This window comes from Streptomyces sp. NPDC002232, from assembly GCF_042890295.1.
Lineage (GTDB): Bacteria > Actinomycetota > Actinomycetes > Streptomycetales > Streptomycetaceae > Streptomyces.
On sequence record NZ_JBIARV010000002.1, the window covers coordinates 240573 to 260498 of the forward strand.

The following is a 19926-nucleotide window of genomic DNA, read 5'->3' on the forward strand; positions in this document are numbered from 1 at the left end:
AATCTGTGCGCCGGGGTGCTCCGATGAGCGATTTTCGCGCCCCCCCACGCTCCCGTCTCAGAGTGCGGGCGGCTCCATGGTGAACCGGGCCACCACCTCGGCCGTCACCGTCTGCCGCTGCGGCTCCAGGTCGAGCGGCGGTGCCTCGCCGCCCGCCTCCGCCGAGAAGGCCACGGCCGCCGTGCCGAACGCGGCGCGCCTCGGCATGGGTCCCCGGTCGAGTCCCGCGTCCGACAGTTCGAGGAGTGAGGAGAGGGAGGTGCCGAGCGCGGCGGCGTAGGCGCGGGCCCGCTGGACGGCTTCCTCGACCGCGAGGCGGCGGGCCTCCGCGTAGACGGGCGAGGCGGGGCGCAGTTCCCAGGACGGGCCGTCGACGCTGGTCATCTCCAGGTCGGCGAGGCGGGTCACGAGCTCGCCGAGCGCGGTGAAGTCGGTGAGTTCGGCCGTCACGCGCACCCGGCCGGTGTAGGCGTGCACGCGTTCGCCGCGTCCCTTCCTGGTCAGTTCCGGGGTGAGGGAGAGGCTTCCGGTCTCGACGTGGTCGACCGCGTCGCCGAGTGCCTTGATCAGGTCGAGCACGTGGGCGTTGCGGCGGGTGAGGTCGGTGATCGTCTCGGTGCGGTCGGTGCCGCGCGCGGAGACGGTGACCCAGATCCGGGCGAGCTCCGGCTCGGCCTCCAGGCGTCCTTCGCCGCGGACCGTCACCTGGGGCGCGTCCGGGGTCCCGTGTGCGTAGGTCACGTCTGAGTCCTCCGTGTTCGGCAGCGATCGTGCTTCCGAACACTTTCCCACTCCGTAACCCGAAAGGTCTGTTGCCGACGTGTGGTCTGAGCCAGAATCTACGCGCGTTGTGCGCCACGGTCGGCGCCCGCGCCACAGAACCAAAGGGGAGAAGTCACATGCCGCTGAACCGCAGGACGTTCCTGGAGCGCTCGGCCGCCGCCGGGGCCGGAGTGGCCGTCGCCGGGGCCGTCGCCGTTCCCGCCGAGGCCCACGGCGGCCACGGCCGTCCGCGTCCGCGGAAGCGGTACTCGTTCACCGTGATGGGCACCACCGACCTGCACGGGAACGTCTTCAACTGGGACTACTTCACGGACAAGGAGTTCGACGACAAGGCGCACAACGACGTCGGCCTCGCCAAGATCTCCACGCTGGTCGACCAGGTCCGGGCGGCGAAGGGTCGCCGGAACACGCTGCTGATCGACGCCGGTGACACCATCCAGGGCACCCAGCTGTCGTACTACTACGCCAAGGTCGACCCGATCACCGCCCGGCGCGGCCCCGTCCACCCCATGGCCCAGGCGATGAACGCCATCGGTTACGACGCCGCCGCGCTCGGCAATCACGAGTTCAACTACGGCATTCCGGTGCTGCGGAAGTTCGAGGAGCAGTGCGACTTCCCGCTGCTCGGCGCCAACGCGCTCGACGCGAAGACCCTGCGCCCGGCCTTCGCCCCGTACAGCATGCACCGGCTGCGCACCCCGCACGGCAAGGACGTCAGGGTCGCGGTCCTGGGTCTGACCAACCCGGGCATCGCCATCTGGGACAAGGCGAACGTGTCCGGGAAGATGGTCTTCCCCGGTCTGGAGGAGCAGGCCGCGAAGTGGGTGCCGAGGCTGCGGTCGATGGGCGCCGACGTCGTGATCGTGTCGGCGCACTCCGGTTCCAGCGGCACGTCGTCGTACGGTGACCAGCTCCCGTACGTGGAGAACGCGGCCGGGCTGGTCGCCGAGCAGGTGCCGGGCATCGACGCGATCCTGGTCGGGCACGCGCACACCGAGATCCCTGAGTACCGGGTGCGGAACAAGGAGACGGGCAAGGACGTCGTGCTGTCCGAGCCGCTGAAGTGGGGTCAGCGCCTCACGCTCTTCGACTTCGACCTGGTGTGGGAGAAGGGCCGCTGGGTGGTCGAGAAGGCCGGCGCGCAGGTCCTCAACTCGAACACCGTCGCGGAGGACCCGGAGATCACCGGTCTGCTCGCGGACGAGCACAAGAAGGTCGTGGCGTACGTCAACCAGGTCATCGGCAGCTCCACGGCGGTCATGACCACGGCCGACGCGCCGTGGAAGGACGAGCCGATCATCGACCTGATCAACGTCGTCCAGGCCGAGACGGTGAAGGCGGCGCTCGCGGGCGGCGCGTACGCCGCCCTGCCGGTGCTGTCGCAGGCCTCCTGCTTCTCGCGCACGGCGCGGATCCCGGCCGGTGCGATCAGCATCAAGGACGCCGCGGGTCTCTACCCCTTCGAGAACACGCTGGAGGCGCGTCTGCTGACGGGCGCCCAGCTGAAGGACTACCTGGAGTTCTCGGCGCGGTACTACGTCCGGACTCCGGCGGGCGCGCCCGTCGACACGTCGAAGCTCACGAACGCGGACGGCACGCCGGACTACAACTACGACGCCGTGTCGGGTCTGACGTACGACATCGACATCGCGAAGCCGGTGGGGCAGCGGATCACGGGTCTGTCCTTCGAGGGCAGGCCGCTCGACCCGGCGGCGAAGTTCGTCCTGGCGGTGAACAACTACCGGGCGAGCGGTGGCGGCGCGTTCCCGCACGTCGCGGGCGCGCAGCAGCTGTGGGCGAACTCGGACGAGATCCGCAACACCATCATCCAGTGGGTGAAGGCCAGGGGGACGGTCGACTCGGGCACCTTCGCGTCGGTGGACTGGAAGCTGACCCGGGACGGCGTGCCGGTCTTCTAGCGGTCAGTGCTGTACGAGGGGCGTCAGCTTCCGGTCCTGGGACGGGATGGCCGGCGCCTCTCGCGTCTCCAGGCCGAAGCGGGTGAAGGCGGTGCGGCGCGGCAGCGGGTAGGGCTCCGCGCCGGTGACGGAGTTGAGGATGGTCGCGCTGCGCCAGGCGGCCAGGCCGAGGTCGGGGGCGCCGACGCCGTGGGTGTGCCGTTCGGCGTTCTGGACGTGGACGGAGCCGGTGACGGAGGGGTCGAGGACGAGGCGGTAGTGCTCGTCGATGCGGGGGCGCCCGGCGGAGTCGTGCCGGAGGTACGGGTCGAGGCCGGCGAGCATCCGGCCCACCGGGCGTTCGCGGTAGCCGGTGGCGAGGACGACGGCGTCGGTGGTGAGGCGGGAGCGGCTGCCCTGCTGCACGTGCTCCAGGTGGAGTTCGACCTGGGTGGTGGCGACGCGTCCGGCGGTGCGGACCCGGACGCCGGGGGTGAGGACGGCGTCGGGCCAGCCGCCGTGGAGGGTGCGGCGGTAGAGCTCGTCGTGGATGGCGGCGATGGTGTCCGCGTCGATGCCCTTGTGCAGCTGCCACTGGCGGGGCATGAGTTCGCCGCGGACGGGCTCGGGCAGGGCGTGGAAGTAGCGGGTGTAGTCCGGGGTGAAGTGTTCCAGGCCGAGCTTGGAGTACTCCATGGGGGCGAAGGCCTCGGTGCGGGCCAGCCAGTGGATCCGCTCGGCTCCGGCGGGGCGGGCCCGGAGCAGGTCGAGGAAGACCTCGGCGCCGGACTGCCCGGAGCCGATGACGGTGACGTGTCCGGCCCGCAGGAGGGTCTCGCGGTGGGTGAGGTAGTCGGCGGAGTGGATCACCGGGACGCCGGGGGCGTCGGCGAGGGGCCGGAGCGGATCGGGGACGTACGGTTCGGTGCCGACGCCCAGGACGACGTTGCGGGTGTAGGCGCGGCCCAGGGCCTCGGCCTCGCCCTCCGGGTCGAGCTGGGTGAAGTCGACTTCGAACAGGCGGCGTTCGGGGTTCCAGCGGACGGAGTCGACCTGGTGGCCGAAGTGGAGGCCGGGCAGCCGCTCGCTGACCCAGCGGCAGTAGGCGTCGTACTCGGCGCGCTGGATGTGGAACTTCTCGGCGAAGTAGAAGGGGAAGAGGCGCTCGCGGGTCTTCAGGTAGTTGAGGAAGGTCCAGGGGCTCGCGGGGTCGGCGAGGGTCACCAGGTCGGCGAGGAAGGGCACCTGGAGCGTGGCGCCGTCGAGGAGGAGTCCGGGGTGCCAGTGGAAGGCCGGCCGCTGCTCGTAGAAGGTGGCGGCGAAGTCGCCGGGGATGCCGTGGGCGAGGGCGGCGAGGGAGAGGTTGAAGGGGCCGATGCCGACGCCCACCAGGTCGTGGGGCTGATCGAGGTCCTGCTGGGGGGTGCTGCCGGTCATCGGTGCGTGCTGCCTTCCGCGAGGGTCACGAGGGTGAGGATCTGGGCCAGGTCGGCGGGGGTGGCGTGGGGGTTGAGGAGGGTGGCCTTGAGCCAGAGGAGGCCGTCGGCCGGGGCGCGGCCGAGGACGGCGCGGCCCTGGGCGAGGAGGGTGCGGCGGATCGCCGCGACGGTCCGGTCGTCGGCGCCGGACGGCCGGAAGAGGACGGTGGTGAGGGTGGGCCGTGCCCTGAGGTCGAGGCCGGGGGCCTTCTCGACCAGGTCGGCGAGGTCCTGGGCGAGGTCCATGCAGGTGTCGACGAGGGCGCCGAGGCCGGTGCGGCCGAGGGCGCGGAGGGTGACGGCGGTCTTGAGGACGTCGGGTCTGCGGGTGGTGCGCAGGGAGCGGCCGAGGAGGTCGGGCAGGCCGGCTTCGGTGTCGTCGTCGGCGTTGAGGTAGTCGGCGGTGTGGCCGAGGGCGGCGAGGTCGGTGGCGTCGCGTGCGGCGAGGAGTCCGGCGGCGGCCGGCTGCCAGCCGAGCTTGTGGAGGTCGACGGTGACGGTACGGGCGCGGTCGAGGCCGTCGAGGAGGTGGCGGTGGGTCGGGCTGAGGAGGACGGGTCCGCCGTACGCGGCGTCCACGTGCAGTTCCGCGCCGTGGGCGGCGCAGACGTCGGCGAGTGCGGGGAGCGGGTCGATGAGGCCCTCGTCGGTGGTGCCGGCGGTGGCGGCGACGAGGACGGGGCCTTCGGTGCGGGCGAGGGCGTCGGTGAGGGCCGCCGGGGTGAGGGTGCCGTCCGGGGTGGGGACGGTGACGGGGTCGGGCAGGCCGAGGAGCCAGGCGGCGCGGCGGATGGAGTGGTGGGCGTTGGCGCCGACGACGGTGCGCAGTCCCGGGCCGTGCCGCTCGCGGGCGAGGAGGAGGGCCAGTTGGTTGGACTCGGTGCCGCCGGTGGTGACGAGGGCGTCGGGGTGCTCCGCGCCGGGGAAGACCTCGGCGGCCAGGGCGGCCGTGACCTCGGCCTCCAGGGCGGAGGCGGCGGGTGCCTGGTCCCAGGAGTCCATGGAGGGGTTGAGGGCGGAGGCGGCCAGATCGGCGGCGGCGGCGAGGGCGAGGGGCGGGGTGTGGAGGTGCGCGGCGCAGAGGGGGTGGGCGGGGTCGGCGGCGCCTTCGGCGAGGGCCTGGACGAGGGTGCGGAGGGCCTCGTCGGGGCCGGCGCCGGTCTCGGGGAGTACGGCTCCGAGCCCCGCGATCCGCCGGGCCACGGCCTCGGGCCCCCCTGCGGGCAGCGGCCCGCCCCTGGCCTGGGCGCCCTCCCGGAGGGCGTCGAGGACGGTGCCCAGGTGGCGGTGCAGGGCGTGGGGGTCGGCGGCGAGGGGCGGGGGTGCGGCACGCATGGACGACAGGGTGACGGGCGGCGGGGGGTGCTGTCCGGCGAGTGGGGGGTTGTGACCCGAATGGGGGACGACGGGGGGCGGCTCTACGGTCCCTGGTTGGAGCCGCGCCGATGTGATCCCGCGCGCGTGGTCCCGTCGCCCACGCCCGCGCAGCACCTCGCCCCTCTGTCGTGCGGGCCGCGCCCGCGTAGGCACCTCGCCCCTCTGCCATGCGGGCCCGCGCCCGCGCCCCGTGTGGGTCCGTCGCCCACGGCCGTGTGGGCCCGTCGCCTACGCCCGCGTAGCACCTCGCCCCTCTGTCGTGCGGGCCGCGCCCGCGCCCGCGCCCGTGTGGGCCCGTCGCCCACGCCCGTCGCCCGCGCCCGCTTCGGTGGGGCCGTCGCCCGCTGCCCGTGTGGGCAATCGTCCCGCTGGGGCGGGACGGGTGGGCACACGGGACGGCGCCCTCGCGCGGCGCCTCCGCGTTCCGTGCCCTGGCCCGCACCACCGGGTGCTGCACCTGGTGGTGCGGGATCAGGCGCTACAGCCTCTGGCGCCGGCAGGGCGCGGGTCCGTTGTGCCCACCCGTTCCGCCCCTTGCGGAACGCCTGCCCACAACGGCGGGCGCGGGCCCGCAAGGGGCGGGGCCCACGACGGGCCCGCGGGGCGCCGCCCCCGCACACGTCAGGTCGTGCGGATGTTCAGGGCTCGGGTCAGGTCGTCGAGTTGGTCGACGAGCTTGCGGTGGAGCGCCGGGATCATCGTGCCGGACTTGAGGTGGGACTCGCCCAGCGCCAGCGACTCCGCGTCGATCGCGTACGCGGGGAAGGCGTAGCGCCCGGCGGCCTCGGCCATGGCGGGCCCGCGCCGGTCGCCGAGCGCGACGGCCGCCTCGTAGAAGCGCGGCACGTACTCCCGTACCAGCGCGGCCTGTTCGGGCTGCCAGAACCCCTGGGCGGTGGCGGTGAAGAGGTAGTTGGAGAGCTCGTCGGAGTCGAAGAGGGCGGACCAGGCGGCGGCCTTCGCGTCGGGGTCGGGGAGGGAGGCGCGGCAGCGGGCCGCGCCCTCCTGGCCGGTGGCGCTCGGGTCGCGTTCGGCCTCGGCGGCGATCACGGTCTCGTCGGTGGCGCCGAGGACGGCGAGGCGGGCGAGGATCCGCCAGCGCAGCTCGGGGTCGAGCTCGGGGCCGCCGTGGACGGTGCCCTCGTCCAGCCAGGAGGCGATCTTGTCGGGGGTGGTGGCGCTGTCGACGCAGGCGCGGACGGCGGTGAGGCGGAGGCCGGGGGCTTCGCCGTCCTCGGTGCGGCGCAGCAGGGCGCGGGCGATCTCGCCGATGGTGGCGAGGGCGGCGGGGCGCTCCTCCTGGGAGGTGTAGCGGTCGGCGATCTGGGTGCGGGCGAACCCGAGGACGCCTTGGACGAGGGCGAGTTCGGTCTCGTCGGGCAGGTGGGCGAGGGCGACTTCGAGGTAGTCGGCGGGGGCGAGTTCGCCGTCGCGGACCATGTCGCGCAGGGCGTTCCAGACGACGGCCCGGGTGAGGGGGTCGGGGATGCGGGAGAGGCCGCGCAGGGCGGTCTCCTCGGAGACCTCGTCGAAGCGGAGCTTGGCGTAGGTGAGGTCGCCGTCGTTGAGGACGACGAGGGCGGGGCGGGGGCCGGTCAGTTCGGCGGGTGCCTGCTGGGACACGTCGAGGTCGAGGCGCTCGCGCAGGGCGAGTTCGCCGTCGGGCTGCCGGTCGTAGATTCCGGCGCGGATGCGGTGGGGGCGGCTGCCGTCGCGGTCGACGTGGAGGCGCCACTGGGTGCCGTCGCCTTCGAGGCGGGGGGTGAGGGTGTCGACTCCGGTGGTGCGCAGCCACCGCTCGGCCCAGGCGTGGACGTCGCGGTCGGTGGCGGCGGCGAGGTTGTCGATGAAGTCGGCGAGGGTGGCGTTGCCGAACTTGTGGCGCTTGAAGTGGATGTTGATGCCGGCGAGGAAGTCGTCCTCGCCGAGCCAGGCGACGAGCTGGCGCAGGGCGGAGGCGCCCTTGGCGTAGGAGATGCCGTCGAAGTTGAGGAGGGCGGAGGCGGTGTCGGGGACGGCTTCCGGGTCGGGGGCGACGGGGTGGGTGGAGGGGCGCTGGTCGGCCTCGTATCCCCAGGACTTGCGGGTGACGCCGAAGTCGATCCAGGTGTCGGGGAAGAGGTCGGAGCAGGCTTCGTTGACGGTCTGGAAGCCCATGTACTCGGCGAAGGACTCGTTCAGCCAGATGTCGTCCCACCAGCGGAGGGTGACGAGGTCGCCGAACCACATGTGGGCCATCTCGTGGGCGATGACCATGGCGCGGGTCTGGCGCTCGGTGACGGTGACGGCGGAGCGGAAGACGAACTCGTCGCGGAAGGTGACGAGGCCGGGGTTCTCCATGGCGCCGGCGTTGAACTCGGGGACGAAGGCCTGGTCGTAGGAGTCGAAGGGGTAGGGCTCGTCGAACTTCTCGTGGTACCGGTCGTAGCAGGCCTTGGTGACGGCGAGGATCTCGTCGGCGTCGGCGTCGAGGTGGGCGGCGAGGGAGCGGCGGCAGTGGATGCCGAAGGGCAGGCCGGCGTGCTCGGTGCGGACGGTGTGCCAGGGGCCGGCGGCGACGCAGACGAAGTAGGTGGAGAGCAGTGGGGTGGGTGCGGCCTGCCAGCGTCCGTCGGGCTGCTGTTCGGTGATGCCGTTGGCGAGGACGGTCCAGCCCTCGGGTGCCTTGACGCTCAGCTCGAAGACGGCCTTGAGGTCGGGCTGGTCGAAGGCGGCGAAGACGCGCTGGACGTCTTCCATGAAGAGCTGGGTGTAGACGTACGACTCGCCGTCGGTGGGGTCGGTGAAGCGGTGCATGCCCTCGCCGGTGCGGGAGTACCGCATGGTGGTGCTGATGCGGAGGGTGTGCTCGCCCTCGGTGAGGCTCAGCGGGAGCCGGTTGCCGTCGAGGGTGCTGAGGTCGAGCGGCGTGTCGTCGAGGCGGGCGGAGCGGAGCGTCTCGGGCTTGAGCTCGACGAAGGTGTCCCCCGCGGCGCGGGCCGTGAAGCGGATGAGGCTGTGTGACCCGAAGGTCTCGTCGCCGGTGGTGAGGTCGAGGTCCACGCGGTAGTGGTGGACGTCGATGAGCTGGGCACGGGTCTGCGCTTCGTCGCGCGTCAGTACGGACATGGGCCCTATGCTGCCCGATCGCCGGGTCCCGGGGCAGGGGGTGGGGCGTACCCGGGGGGCGGTCAGGCCAGGCCGGATCCGTTCAGGTGGGCGAAGGCCGCGGTGATGCGGGGGCGGTCGTAGCCGGTGGGTGCGGCGGCGCCGCTGGAGATCAGGGTGTGGAGCAGGATCCGGGCCTTGGCGGGGTCGAGCGGGCCGGCCGGGATCAGTCCGTGGTGCAGCAGGTCGTGCTCGGAGCCGGGGCTGCGGTAGGTGTCGGTGAGGGTCGCGCCGCCGCCGGTGCGGGAGGCGAGGACGACGGGGATGCGCCGGGCGAGGTCGGCGAGGGGTTCGACGAGCGGTGCGGGGGCGTGTCCGCCGCCGAGGGCGGCGACGACGAGGCCCTGGAATCGGTCGTCGACGGCGTCGAGGAGTTCGCCGCGGTCGCCGAGGGAGAGGGTCACGAGGGCGACGCGTACGGACGGGTCGAGCTTCAGGGAGCAGAGCCTGGTGGGGACGGCGGGGCGGAGCAGGATGCGGGGTTCGCCCTCGACGACGGCGCCGAGGGGGCCCGCGCCGGGTGAGGCGAAGGTGGCGACGGAGGTGGTGTGGGTCTTGCGGGCGAGGCGGGCGGCGTGGATCTCGTCGGCGAGGACGACGAGGACGCCGAGGTTGCGGCAGGCGGGGTCGGCGGCGACGGCGAGGGCGGCGGCGAGGTTGGCGGGGCCGTCGGCGCCGGGCAGGTCGGGGCGGCGCATGGCGCCGGTGACGGCGATGGGCTGTTCGGTGGTGCAGAGCAGGTCGAGGAGGAAGGCGGTCTCCTCCAGGGTGTCGGTGCCCTGGACGACGACGACGCCGGAGCCGTCGGCGACGGCCTCGCGGACCTCGTCGGCGAGGGCCGCGAGGTCTTCGAAGGAGAGGGTGGAGCTGGGGACGCGCCGGAAGTCCCGCAGGGCGACGTCGGCGGGGGCGCCGAGGCCCGCGAGGACCTCCTGGCCGGTCATGCGGGCCGCGTCACCGCCTCGTGCGGAGATGGTGCCTCCGAGGGTGAAGACCGTGACGCGGCCCATCAGCGTGCTCCGTCCGCAATCGTCTCGTGGTGCCGGATGACCTCCGCGATGATGAAGTTGAGGAGCTTCTCCGCGAAGGCCGGGTCCAGTTTCGCGCTCTCGGCGAGTTCCCGCAGCCGGGCGATCTGGCGGGCTTCGCGGGCGGGGTCGGCGGGCGGGAGCTGGTGCTCGGCCTTGAGGAAGCCGACCTGCTGGGTGCACTTGAAGCGCTCGGCGAGCATGTGTACGACCGCCGCGTCGATGTTGTCGATGCTCTCGCGCAGCCGGGTCAGCTCGGCGGTGACGTTCGGGTCGATGGCACTGGTGTCGCTCATGATCTGCGAGCTTAGACGGATCTCGCGGGGATCGTGGGCGGGTGTTCGGGATCCGGAACGCTGTCGCTCCAGCCGCCGTGCACGGTCCGCCCCTGCTGCTCGCGGAATCGGACGGGCGCGATGCCGACGCGGCGGGTGAAGAGGCGGGAGAAGTAGGCGGGGTCGTCGTAGCCGACGCGGCGGGCGACGGCGGCGACGGGCAGTTCGGTGGCGGCGAGGAGTTCCTTGGCGCGGCCGAGGCGGACGGTCAGCAGGTAGTCCTTGGGGCTGCACCCGGCGGCGCGGCGGACGGCGCTGCGCAGCTCGGCGGCGGTCATGCCGTGGCGGGTGGCGTGCTCGGCGACGGAGAGCGGCTGGAAGGCGTCCCGGGCGAGGGCGGCGAGGACGGGGTCGCCGTCGGCGTTGGTGTCGGCGCGGGCGCGGCGCAGGGCGACGAGCAGCTCGTGGACGGCGGCGCCGGTCTCGACCTCCAGGAGGGGGTTGCCGGGGCGGGCGGCGCGGGCGATGCGGCTGATGGCGGCGCGGGCGGGGGCGGCGTCGGAGAGCGGGACGACGGGCCGGTCGGGCTCGATGCAGCCGAGTTCGGTGTAGGTGGCGGTGGCGGGGCCGGTGAAGTCGACGAAGGCCTCGTCCCAGCCGGTGCCGGGGTCGGCGGAGTAGTGGTGGGGGGTGCCGGGGGTGAGCCAGATGAGGGCGGGGGCGGTGACGGTGGTGCGGCGTCCGTCGGCGCCCCGGTACCAGCCGGTGCCGGCGGAGACGACGACGGCGACGTGGTGGTCGAGGGTGCGCGGGCCGACGGTGGGCAGGGTGCCGTGCTGGAGTCCGACGCCGAGGCAGACGAGGCCGAGGCGGTGGTGGACGGGGCTGGGCGTGAAGTAGCGCATCCAGGTGTGGTACATCGCCGGGCCTCTCCGTAACGTCCAAACTGCGACGATCTTTGTCCATGGACCGTCCCTCCGCCAGGGGGTCAGGGTGAGGCCATGAGCACGTTCGCTGTGGGTGACGAGGACTTTCTGCTGGACGGGCGGCCGGTGCGCCTGCTGTCGGGGGCGCTGCACTACTTCCGGGTGCACGAGGGGCACTGGGAGCACCGGCTCGGGATGCTGCGCGCGATGGGCCTCGACTGTGTCGAGACGTACGTCCCGTGGAACCTGCACGAGCCGGAGCCGGGGCGGTACGCGGACGTGGAGGCGCTCGGCCGGTTCCTGGACGCGGTGGGGCGGGCCGGGATGCGGGCGATCGTGCGCCCGGGGCCGTACATCTGCGCCGAGTGGGAGAACGGCGGGCTTCCGCACTGGCTGACGGGGCCGCTGGGGCGGCGGGTGCGGACCCTGGATCCGGCGTTCCTGGGGCCGGTGGAGGCGTGGTTCCGGCGGCTGCTGCCCCAGGTGGTGGAGCGGCAGGTGGACCGGGGCGGTCCGGTGGTCCTGGTGCAGGTGGAGAACGAGTACGGGAGTTACGGGAGCGACCTGGCGTATCTGGAGTGGCTGGCGGGGCTGCTGCGGAGCTGCGGGGTGGGCGTGCCGCTGTTCACCTCGGACGGGCCCGAGGACCACATGCTGACGGGCGGTTCGGTGCCGGGGGTGCTCGCGACGGCGAACTTCGGTTCGGGGGCGCGGGAGGGTTTCGCGACGCTGCGGCGGCACCGGCCGTCGGGGCCGCTGATGTGCATGGAGTTCTGGTGCGGCTGGTTCGACCACTGGGGCACGGAGCACGCGGTGCGGGATGCGCGGGACGCGGCCGGGGCGCTGCGGGAGATCCTGGAGTGCGGGGCGTCGGTGAATGTGTACATGGCGCACGGCGGGTCGAACTTCGGCGGCTGGGCGGGGGCGAACCGGGACGGCGAGCTGCACGACGGTCCGCTGCGGGCGACGGTGACCTCGTACGACTACGACGCGCCGGTGGACGAGGCGGGGCGGCCGACGGAGAAGTTCCGGGCCTTCCGCGAGGTGCTCGCGGCGTACGCGGAGGGGCCGCTGCCGGAGGTCCCGGAGCCGCCGGTCCGGCTGGCGGCGCCGGTGTCCGGTGTGCTCGACGGCTTCGCGTCCCTGGACGAGGTGGTCGAGGTGCTCGGCGGGGAGGAGGTGGTGGCGGCGGTGCCGCCGACCTTCGAGGAGCTGGGCGTGGACCGGGGCGTGGTCCGCTACCGGGTGGCGGTGCCGGGGCCCCGGCAGCCGTATCCGCTGGGCGTGACGGGGCTGCGGGACCGGGCGGTGGTGTGGGTCGACGGGCGGGCCGCGGGGGTGCTGGACACGTCGGACGGGGAGGACGTCGTGCTTCCCGGGCCGGTGGCGGGTCCGGCGCGGGTGGACCTCTGGGTGGAGTCGCTGGGCCGGGTCAACTACGGGCCGAGGCTCGCGGAGCCGAAGGGGATCACGGGCGGGGTGCGGCACGAGCGGCAGTACCTGCACGGGGTACGGGCCCGGGGGCTGCGTCTTGACGCCTTCGAGGCGGCGGCGGTCGGCAAGGTGCCGTTCGGTCCGGTCCCGGGCGGCCCGGGCCTGTGCCGGGGGGTGCTCGACGTGACCGGGGCGGGCGACGCGTGGCTGCGGCTGCCGGGCGGGACGCGGGGCTTCGTGTGGGTGAACGGCTTCTGTCTGGGGCGCTACTGGGCGGCGGGCCCGCAGGAGGCGCTGTTCGTGCCGGGTCCGGTGCTGCGGGAGGGCGCGAACGAGGTGTGGGTCCTGGAGCTGGAGGGCGGGGCGCCGTCGTCGGTGGAGCTGGAGGTGCTTCACGACGCATGACCGGATCAGGCGCGTGGGTGCTTCACGACGCATGACCGGTATCAGGCGCGTGAAGGTGCTCCGGAGCCGAGGCCGCTCCGGAGCACCGGTTCATCGCTCCGCGGCTACAGCGTGGCGGCGGCGGAGTTGATCGCGGCGGCGAAGGTGGAGACCTCCGTGTAGACGCCGGGGTAGCCGGCGCGGGCGCAGCCCTCGCCCCAGCTCACGATGCCGACCTGGATCCAGGCGTTGTTGTTGTCCTTGCGGAACATCGGGCCGCCGGAGTCGCCCTGGCAGGTGTCGACCCCGCCCTGGCTGTAGCCGGCGCAGATCTCCTCGGCCGGGACGAGGTCGCTGCCGTAGGAGGCCTGGCAGGAGGCGTCCGAGACGAAGGGGACGTTGGCCTTGAGCTGGTAGCGCTGCTGCGCCCCGCCCTCGCGGGCCGCGCCCCAGCCGGCGATGGTGAAGGTGCCGTTGTTGTAGGCGGTGGTGTCGGCGATCTTCAGGTTGGGCAGCGAGGTGATGGGGCTGGCGAGCTTGATGAGGGCCCAGTCCTTGCCCTGGCCGTTGTAGCCGGGGGCCTGGAGGACCTTGGTCGACTTGACCTTGATGGCGCTGCTCGACTGGAGGTCCACGACTCCGGCGGTGGCGGTGATGCTGGTGTTGTTGCCGGAGCCGCTCACACAGTGCGCGGCGGTGAGGACGACCTGGGGCTTGATCAGGGAGCCGCCACAGCCCATGGAGAGCCTGACCATCCAGGGGAACTCGCCCTGGGCGGCGCGGGTGCCTCCGACGACGGGGGCGGGGGCGGCGGAGGCGGTGGTGGTGGGCTGGAGGCTGACGGCCGCCAGGACGACGGCGCCGGCGGCGGCCAGCTTCTGGAGGGCACGGACCATGCGGTTCTGCTTCACGTGTCTTCCTTCTCTCGTGGGGGGTCGGTCTCGACGGGCGGTGCCGGGCGGGCGGGGACCCACCGCAATGACATGCGCTCGTCAAGGCATGTCCGGATTATGGACAGCGCTCAACTGCCGCCACAAGAAAGCCTTTTCGGCCAGATCCGGTGGTGGGACCGTACAGTGGAACCGAGGGGGGATCCGGCATGCCGAACCGTCATGAGGCCGACCGTGTCATCCACGGCTTCCCGCACCGCGCCACGGTGCGGGCCTCGCTCACCGCGATCTACCGCCGCCTCTCCCCCGACGGAGTACACCGCTACCCGTCCAGCGTGACCGCCGACGACGTGGCGCTCGGCGACGACGAGGACCTCCACCTGGGCACCCAGCGGGTGGCCCGCGCCCTCGTCCGGCACCTGCGGCTGCCCGAGGCGCGCGTCGTGGTGAGCTTCCGGCCGATGGAGTACGCGGCGGCCGTCGAGCTCACGGCCGGCCCCGAGTACTTCGTGGAGCTGAACGACCGCTTCCGGACCCGCCGCCGGGACATCGGCGCCGCGCTCGCCCACGAGATCACCCATGTGCTGCTGCACCGGCTCGGCCTCGGCCTCCCCTCCACCGCCGAGAACGAGGTCCTCACCGACGTCACCACGGCCTATCTGGGCGCCGGCTGGCTGCTCCTCGACGCCTACCGGCGGGACGGCGTGGAGAGCCAGAAGCTCGGCTACCTGACGCCGGAGGAGTTCGGCTACGTCCTCGCCAAACGGGCCGAGGTCTTCGGCGAGGACCCCTCGCCCTGGTTCACCAGCGCCGTGGCCTACGAGGCGTGGGTACGGGGCCGGGCGGAGGCCGCGCGCGAGCGGACCGCTCCCCCGCTGGCGGCGGCGGCCTGGGCCGAGCGCCGCCGCTACGGCTGGGAGCGGCGCCGGGGCAGGGCCGCCCGGGACGCCCCGTACGCCTTCGAGGGCGGGGCCCCGGCCACCGGCGTCTCCTTCCCCTGCCCGACCTGCCTCCAGCGCCTGAGGGTCCCCGCCGGGCGGTCCCTGCGGGCCCGCTGCGGGGTCTGCGGGTCGGTCCTGGAGTGCGCCTCCTGAGCCTCGGGGCGCGCATCGATTTGCGCCATGTGCCGACGGCGCGTCAGGGTCGGGGCATGAGCACGCTGTTCGACGCCATCCGGGACGGGGACGAGGACGGGGCCGTGCGCGTCCTGCGGGGCGGGGCGGACCCCGAGGGGCGGGAGGACGGGGAGACCGCGCTGTACCGGGCCGCCGTCGGCGACGAGGCCGGGATCGTGCGGGTGCTGCTCGCCGCCGGCGCCGACCCCGCCCGGGGCAGCGGCGAGGACGGCGGGGACCTGCCGCTGTGCGGGGCCGCCTGCGGCGGGCACACCGAGGTGGTGCGGGCACTGCTCGCCTCGGGCGCGCGGGCCGACCAGGAGGAGGCCTACGGCTTCACCGCGCTCGCCTGGGCCCTGCGCCTCGGCCACGCCGACACGGCCCGGGTCCTCCTGGAGCACGGCGCCGACCCGGACCGGCCGGGACCCGACGGGCTGGTCCCGCTCGTCGCCGCCGCCCGGCGCGGCTCGACCGGCTCCGTGCGGGCGCTCCTCGACCACGGGGCGCGGGCCGGGGAGGCGGCGCTGCGGGAGGCCCGGCGGTGGATCGGCGCCGACATCGCGGCCGAACTGCGGCGCGGGCTCGTCGCCGGGAACGAGGGCGGGCAGACCTACGAGGCGGCCGTGCGGCGGGTCCGGGAGGACGGCGGCGTCACGGTCGTCGTCGAGCTGCTGCGCGAGGACGGGGCGCCCGGGCGGGGTGACGACCGGCAGACCGGCCACGCGGCGATCTCCACGCTCCTGGAGGCCTCGCTCGGGCTGCGGACCGATCCCGAGGAGCTCGCGGCGCGGGCGCTGCGCTGCGGCGACCCCGAGCTCGACGACTGGACGACGGCGGTGGCGGAGCTGGCGGGCCGGGCCGACGAGGAGACCTTCGTGGCGGCAGCCGGCTGGTGCGCCTACCGGGATCCGCTGCGCCGGGCGCTCGGGGCGCGGGTGCTCGGGGCGCTGCCGGGCTTCGGACCGGGCGCGGTCCCGGTGCTGCGACGGCTGGTGGCGGAGGCCGTGCCCCCGGCCCGGGAGCCGCTGCTCTCGGCGGTCCTGGCGCTCGGGGAGTGCGGGGACGCGTCGGCGGTGCCCGAACTGCTCGCGGTGGCGGGGCATCCGGACGCGGTGGTGCGCCGGGCGGTCGCGTCGGCGCTCGCCGGGATCGTGCCGGCCGGGCACGTCGAGGCGCTCGGGGTGCTGCTCGCGCTGAGCCGGGACGGCGACGCGCGGGTGCGGGACTGGGCGACGCTGGCGCTCGCCGAGCTGCCCGACGACACCCCTCTCGTACGGGAGGGGCTCGCGGAGCGGCTCGGCGACACCGACCCGGAGACCGCGGCCGAGGCGGCGCGCGGCCTGGCGATCCGTCAGGATCCGCGCGCCGTGGACGCGCTGGCGTCGATCCTGGCGGACGGGGAGGCGGACGGCGCGGCGCGGGAGACGGCGCTCGCCGCCCTGGAGCACGTCCGCGACCCGCGGGTCAGGACCCGCCTGGAGTGGACGACCCCGCGCCGGGGCTGACGCCCGCGCCGCCGCCGGTCAGCAGCCGTGGTCGACGAGGTCGAACGTGGCGTAGTGGTCGGAGGTGTAGTAGTCCTCGTCCGTCGCGCCGCCGGTCACGATCCGGCGGGCGCCGCGGGTGGGGACGCCCGGGGTCGTGACGGTGTACTCGTGGTAGTAGCCGGACGCGTGGGCGGGCAGGACGCCCTCCCGGTTCTGGAAGACGACGCCGTCCTGGCTGTACGGGAAGGGGCCGCCCGCGTCGATCAGCCGCAGGGTGTCGTGCGCCTGGCTGGGCAGGGCCGAGTAGCAGATGTCGCCGACGGACGCGGTCGCCGCGCGCGGGGACACGACGGACGCGGGCGCGGGGGCCGGGGCGGCGGTGACCGGCGCGGCGAGGAGGAGGGAGGAGAGGAGGGCGGTGGCGACACCGCCGGCGAGGGTGAATCGAGGGGGGATTCGCATACGGAGATGCTGACGCGCGTAGACGTGGCCCCGGAAGCCCGATCGCCTTCAATTCGCCGGACGTTCACCGTCTCTCACGGGGCGTCCGCACCACCCCTCCGTTCGTCCACGCGTGCGGAGAGGACGTCGACGATCGGTGCCGTCGCGGCCACGGGCGGGGAGGGACGGTGGACGGCGTGCCGGGGCGGTCCCCCCGCGCGCCGGGAGGCCGGAGCGGGCGTGGGGCCTCCCGGTCACCCGGCGGCGTGGGCCCGGACGGGCGCCGCCGGAAGGCCGGAGCGGGCGTGGCGCCTCGCGGCCACCCGGCGGCGTGGGTCCGGACGCGCACCGCCGAACGCCCGGCCCCAGGGCGGTCGGCGCGGCCGAGTGCCGCACACCCCTCCCTTTCGGCCCGTCCGGCTGCTACGTTCCTTGCCGCCAGGTCACCTAACTAACGTTTGATGGAAAAGTGGCCGCGCGTTCCGCGGGCCCGTCCGCCCACGGCTGTCCCACCCGAGTCCGTCTGCCGTACGGCCCTGTGCGCCGTACGTCCGTCAGTCCGTAAGGGAGTCCAGCCATGCCCCTGTCCCGCCGCGCACTGCTCACCACCACCGGTGCCGCCGCCCTGCTCTCGGCCCTGCCCGCGGAGGCGAGCGCCCGCCCCCGCGTCCCGGACGCCATCCGGCAGATCCCGCTCCAGGGCGCGGTCAACGTCCGCGACCTCGGCGGCTACGTCACCTACGACGGCGCCCGGGTCCGGCACGGCCTCGCCTACCGGAGCGACCACCTCGCCAAGCTGACCGACGCCGACCTCACCACCCTCGCCGGGCTCGGCCTCGGCACGGTGGTCGACCTGCGGATCCCGCTGGAGGTCCAGAACGACGGCGCCGACCGGCTGCCCGCCGGCCCGGTCCGCGTCGCCCGGCCCGTCACCGACAACGGTCTCTTCGGGCAGCTCATGGCCGCGATCGGCTCCCGCGACCCGGTCCGGCAGGAGGAGATGCTGGGCGGCGGGCGGGCCGCCGCCTTCATGCGCGAGGTGTACCGGACCTTCGTCACCGACGCGGCGAACCGCGCCGCCCTCGCGGCCACCCTGCGGGACCTGGCCGACCGCCGCCGGGGGCCGCTGCTCCTGCACTGCACCTCCGGCAAGGACCGCACCGGATGGACGAGCTACCTCCTGCTCACCCTGCTCGGGGTGCCGGAGAGCTCCGCCCGCGCGGACTACCTGGCCTCCAACGCCTTCCGGGCCGCGTACGACGCCCGGGTGCGGGAGGGCCTGAAGCAGGGCGGACTGATGCGGAACCCGGAGCTGATCGTGCCGCTCCAGGAGGTGCGGACCGAGTACCTGGACACCGCCCTCGGCCAGGTCCGCACCTCCTACGGGAGCCTCTTCCGTTACGTGTCGGTCGGCCTCGGCCTGGAGCCGCGGGAGCTCGCGGCGCTCCGCGTACGGCTCGTGCCGGGCGCCTGACGGCCGCCCCTGCCGCCGCCGGCCGCCGCACCGCGGCCGGCACCCGCACCGGTGCCGGCGCCCCGTCCGGCACCGGAGCCCCGGCCCGAACCGGCGGCGGCACCGGAGCCACGGCCGCCGGACGCGGCGGACCCCCGGCCCGCGGACACGCCCGAGCCCCGGGCCGCGCCCGTCGCCGCCGTGCCCGTACCGCCGCTTCCGGCTCCGGATCCGGCCGGACGGCGACGGCGACGGCCGCCGCCCGCGGCGCCGCCGGCCGAGGCCGCCGCCTTGCGCGGCGGGGTCGGCTGCGGCGTCTCGATGACGACCGGGACGCCCGAGGGCTCCCGGGCGCCGGTGAGCTCGGCGAGCTCCTCGTCGCTGGACTTGATCTGCGCCGTGCGGGGGCTGATGCCCGCGTTCGACATCAGCCGGCCCATGTCCCGCTTCTGCTCGGGCAGGACCAGGGTGAAGACGCTGCCGGACTCGCCGGCGCGGGCCGTGCGGCCGCCCCGGTGCAGGTAGTCCTTGTGGTCGATCGGCGGGTCGACGTTCACGACCATGTCGAGGTCGTCGACGTGGATGCCCCGGGCCGCCACGTTCGTCGCGACGAGCGCGGTGACCTGGCCCGTCTTGAACTGGTCCAGGGTCCGGTTGCGCTGCGGCTGCGAGCGGCCGCCGTGCAGCCCGGAGGCCCGGACGCCGTTGGCGAGGAGCCGCTTGACCATCCGGTCCACGGACCGCTTGGTGTCCATGAAGAGGATCGTGCGGCCGTCACGGGCCGCGATCCGCAGCGTGACGGCCTTCTTGTCGGTCTCGTCGGCCACGTAGAGCAGGTGGTGCTCCATCGTGGTCACCGCGCCGGCCGAGGGGTCGACCGAGTGCACGACCGGGTCGTCGAGGAACATCTTGACCAGCCGGTCGATGTTCCGGTCCAGGGTCGCGGAGAACAGCAGTCGCTGCCCGCCCGGCTCGACCTGCTTGAGCAGCTTCGTGACCTGCGGCAGGAAGCCCATGTCGGCCATCTGGTCGGCCTCGTCGAGGACCGTGACGGCGACCTGGTCCAGACGGCAGTCACCGCGCTCGATGAGGTCGTGGAGGCGGCCCGGCGTGGCGATGAGGACCTCGGCGCCGCGCCGCAGGGACGAGGACTGGCGGGAGATCGACATGCCGCCGACGACCGTGGTGATCCGCAGCCGCAGCCCGGAGGCGTACGGCGTGAGGGCGTCGGTCACCTGCTGGGCGAGCTCGCGGGTCGGCACCAGGACCAGCGCGAGGGGCGCGGTCGGCTCGGCGCGGCGCCCGGCGGTGCGGGCGAGGAGCGCGAGCCCGAAGGCGAGGGTCTTGCCGGAGCCGGTGCGCCCCCGGCCGAGGACGTCGCGCCCGGCGATCGAGTTCGGCAGGGTCGCGGCCTGGATCGGGAAGGGCTCGGTGACGCCCTGCTCGGTGAGCGTCCGCAGCAGCGCGGCCGGCATGTCCAGGTCCTCGAAGGAGGCCACGGGCGGCAGCGCGGGCGTCACCGTCTCCGGCGGAGTGAACTCCTGCGGCGGCGGGGGCGCGGCGGGACGACGGCCGCCGCGGGGGCCCTTCGGCTGGGACGTGGACTTCGCCTGGGCGGTGCGGGGGCCTCGCCTCTGGGAACGTTCGGAGCGGGTCATTCGTGCCTTCCTGGCCGGTGCTCGGCACAGCGGGGGCCCGCACCTGCGCGGTGCGGGCCCCGGCTGTTCTACCCGGAACACGAGAAACGGGCCCCGGCTGTCTCGGCCGGAGCGCGCTGTGCGGCCCCGGCTGTCTCCCGGAAAACGCGATA

General features: G+C 74.3%; 15 protein-coding genes. 5 read left to right on the plus strand and 10 right to left on the minus strand.

Translation table 11 applies throughout. The annotated features are described in order from the left end of the window. Positions 1 to 57: 57 nt before the first annotated feature. Positions 58 to 741 (minus strand): SIMPL domain-containing protein, encoded by a 684-nt coding sequence (locus ACFYXU_RS07855; protein ID WP_376509959.1) that lies wholly within the window; start codon positions 739 to 741, stop codon positions 58 to 60. Between the two features lie 158 nt (positions 742 to 899). On the opposite strand from ACFYXU_RS07855, the gene ACFYXU_RS07860 reads away from it, so the two are divergent. Next, positions 900 to 2702, plus strand: coding sequence for a bifunctional metallophosphatase/5'-nucleotidase (locus ACFYXU_RS07860; RefSeq protein WP_389456874.1), 1803 nt, complete (start codon positions 900 to 902; stop codon positions 2700 to 2702). 3 nt (positions 2703 to 2705) lie between these two features. Here the strand turns inward: ACFYXU_RS07860 and ACFYXU_RS07865 are convergent, their stop codons facing one another. From ACFYXU_RS07865 to ACFYXU_RS07890, 6 genes are all read right to left on the minus strand, one after another. Next, positions 2706 to 4118 carry a lysine N(6)-hydroxylase/L-ornithine N(5)-oxygenase family protein gene (locus ACFYXU_RS07865; RefSeq protein WP_376509963.1) on the minus strand — a complete coding sequence of 471 codons (1413 nt, stop codon included), beginning with the start codon at positions 4116 to 4118 and terminating at the stop codon, positions 2706 to 2708. Then, complete coding sequence (locus ACFYXU_RS07870) at positions 4115 to 5494, minus strand: pyridoxal phosphate-dependent decarboxylase family protein (RefSeq protein ID WP_389456876.1); 1380 nt, start codon at positions 5492 to 5494, stop codon at positions 4115 to 4117. The genes ACFYXU_RS07865 and ACFYXU_RS07870 overlap by 4 nt, the downstream gene beginning before the upstream one ends. 663 nt (positions 5495 to 6157) lie before the next feature. Next, positions 6158 to 8644: an aminopeptidase N gene (pepN, locus tag ACFYXU_RS07875; protein WP_389456878.1), complete on the minus strand. Its 2487-nt coding sequence runs from the start codon at positions 8642 to 8644 to the stop codon at positions 6158 to 6160. A 62-nt stretch (positions 8645 to 8706) separates the two neighbouring features. Next, complete coding sequence (locus tag ACFYXU_RS07880) at positions 8707 to 9693, minus strand: asparaginase (RefSeq protein WP_389456880.1); 987 nt, start codon at positions 9691 to 9693, stop codon at positions 8707 to 8709. Beyond that, positions 9693 to 10007, minus strand: coding sequence for a chorismate mutase (locus ACFYXU_RS07885; RefSeq protein ID WP_361394250.1), 315 nt, complete (start codon positions 10005 to 10007; stop codon positions 9693 to 9695). Before ACFYXU_RS07885 ends, ACFYXU_RS07880 begins: the two co-directional genes overlap by 1 nt. Positions 10008 to 10018: 11 nt before the next feature. Next, positions 10019 to 10906, minus strand: a complete 888-nt coding sequence (locus ACFYXU_RS07890; protein WP_329856618.1) for an AraC family transcriptional regulator — start codon at positions 10904 to 10906, stop codon at positions 10019 to 10021. A gap of 81 nt (positions 10907 to 10987) precedes the next feature. On the opposite strand from ACFYXU_RS07890, the gene ACFYXU_RS07895 reads away from it, so the two are divergent. Then, positions 10988 to 12751: a beta-galactosidase family protein gene (locus ACFYXU_RS07895; RefSeq protein ID WP_389456882.1), complete on the plus strand. Its 1764-nt coding sequence runs from the start codon at positions 10988 to 10990 to the stop codon at positions 12749 to 12751. Positions 12752 to 12855: 104 nt separating this feature from the next. Here the strand turns inward: ACFYXU_RS07895 and ACFYXU_RS07900 are convergent, their stop codons facing one another. Next, positions 12856 to 13626 carry a serine protease gene (locus tag ACFYXU_RS07900; RefSeq protein WP_329856919.1) on the minus strand — a complete coding sequence of 257 codons (771 nt, stop codon included), beginning with the start codon at positions 13624 to 13626 and terminating at the stop codon, positions 12856 to 12858. A 203-nt stretch (positions 13627 to 13829) separates the two neighbouring features. Here ACFYXU_RS07900 and ACFYXU_RS07905 point away from each other — a divergent pair, with 203 nt between their 5' ends. Both ACFYXU_RS07905 and ACFYXU_RS07910 read left to right on the plus strand, forming a co-directional pair. Continuing rightward, entirely contained in the window at positions 13830 to 14714 is an 885-nt protein-coding gene (locus ACFYXU_RS07905; protein ID WP_389408292.1) for a hypothetical protein, read from the plus strand. Between the two features lie 56 nt (positions 14715 to 14770). Continuing rightward, positions 14771 to 16240 carry an ankyrin repeat domain-containing protein gene (locus ACFYXU_RS07910; RefSeq protein ID WP_389408291.1) on the plus strand — a complete coding sequence of 490 codons (1470 nt, stop codon included), beginning with the start codon at positions 14771 to 14773 and terminating at the stop codon, positions 16238 to 16240. Positions 16241 to 16258: 18 nt separating this feature from the next. Here the strand turns inward: ACFYXU_RS07910 and ACFYXU_RS07915 are convergent, their stop codons facing one another. Then, positions 16259 to 16684 (minus strand): ribonuclease domain-containing protein, encoded by a 426-nt coding sequence (locus ACFYXU_RS07915; protein ID WP_389408290.1) that lies wholly within the window; start codon positions 16682 to 16684, stop codon positions 16259 to 16261. Between the two features lie 556 nt (positions 16685 to 17240). Between ACFYXU_RS07915 and ACFYXU_RS07920 the strand changes: the two genes are divergently transcribed. Next, positions 17241 to 18137, plus strand: a complete 897-nt coding sequence (locus ACFYXU_RS07920) for a tyrosine-protein phosphatase (RefSeq protein ID WP_389456885.1) — start codon at positions 17241 to 17243, stop codon at positions 18135 to 18137. Here the strand turns inward: ACFYXU_RS07920 and ACFYXU_RS07925 are convergent. Further along, the gene (locus ACFYXU_RS07925) at positions 18062 to 19774 is read right to left on the minus strand and encodes a DEAD/DEAH box helicase (RefSeq protein WP_389456887.1); all 1713 of its coding nucleotides are present in this window, start codon (positions 19772 to 19774) and stop codon (positions 18062 to 18064) included. The two genes, ACFYXU_RS07920 and ACFYXU_RS07925, sit on opposite strands and share 76 nt — an antisense overlap. Positions 19775 to 19926: the final 152 nt, after the last annotated feature.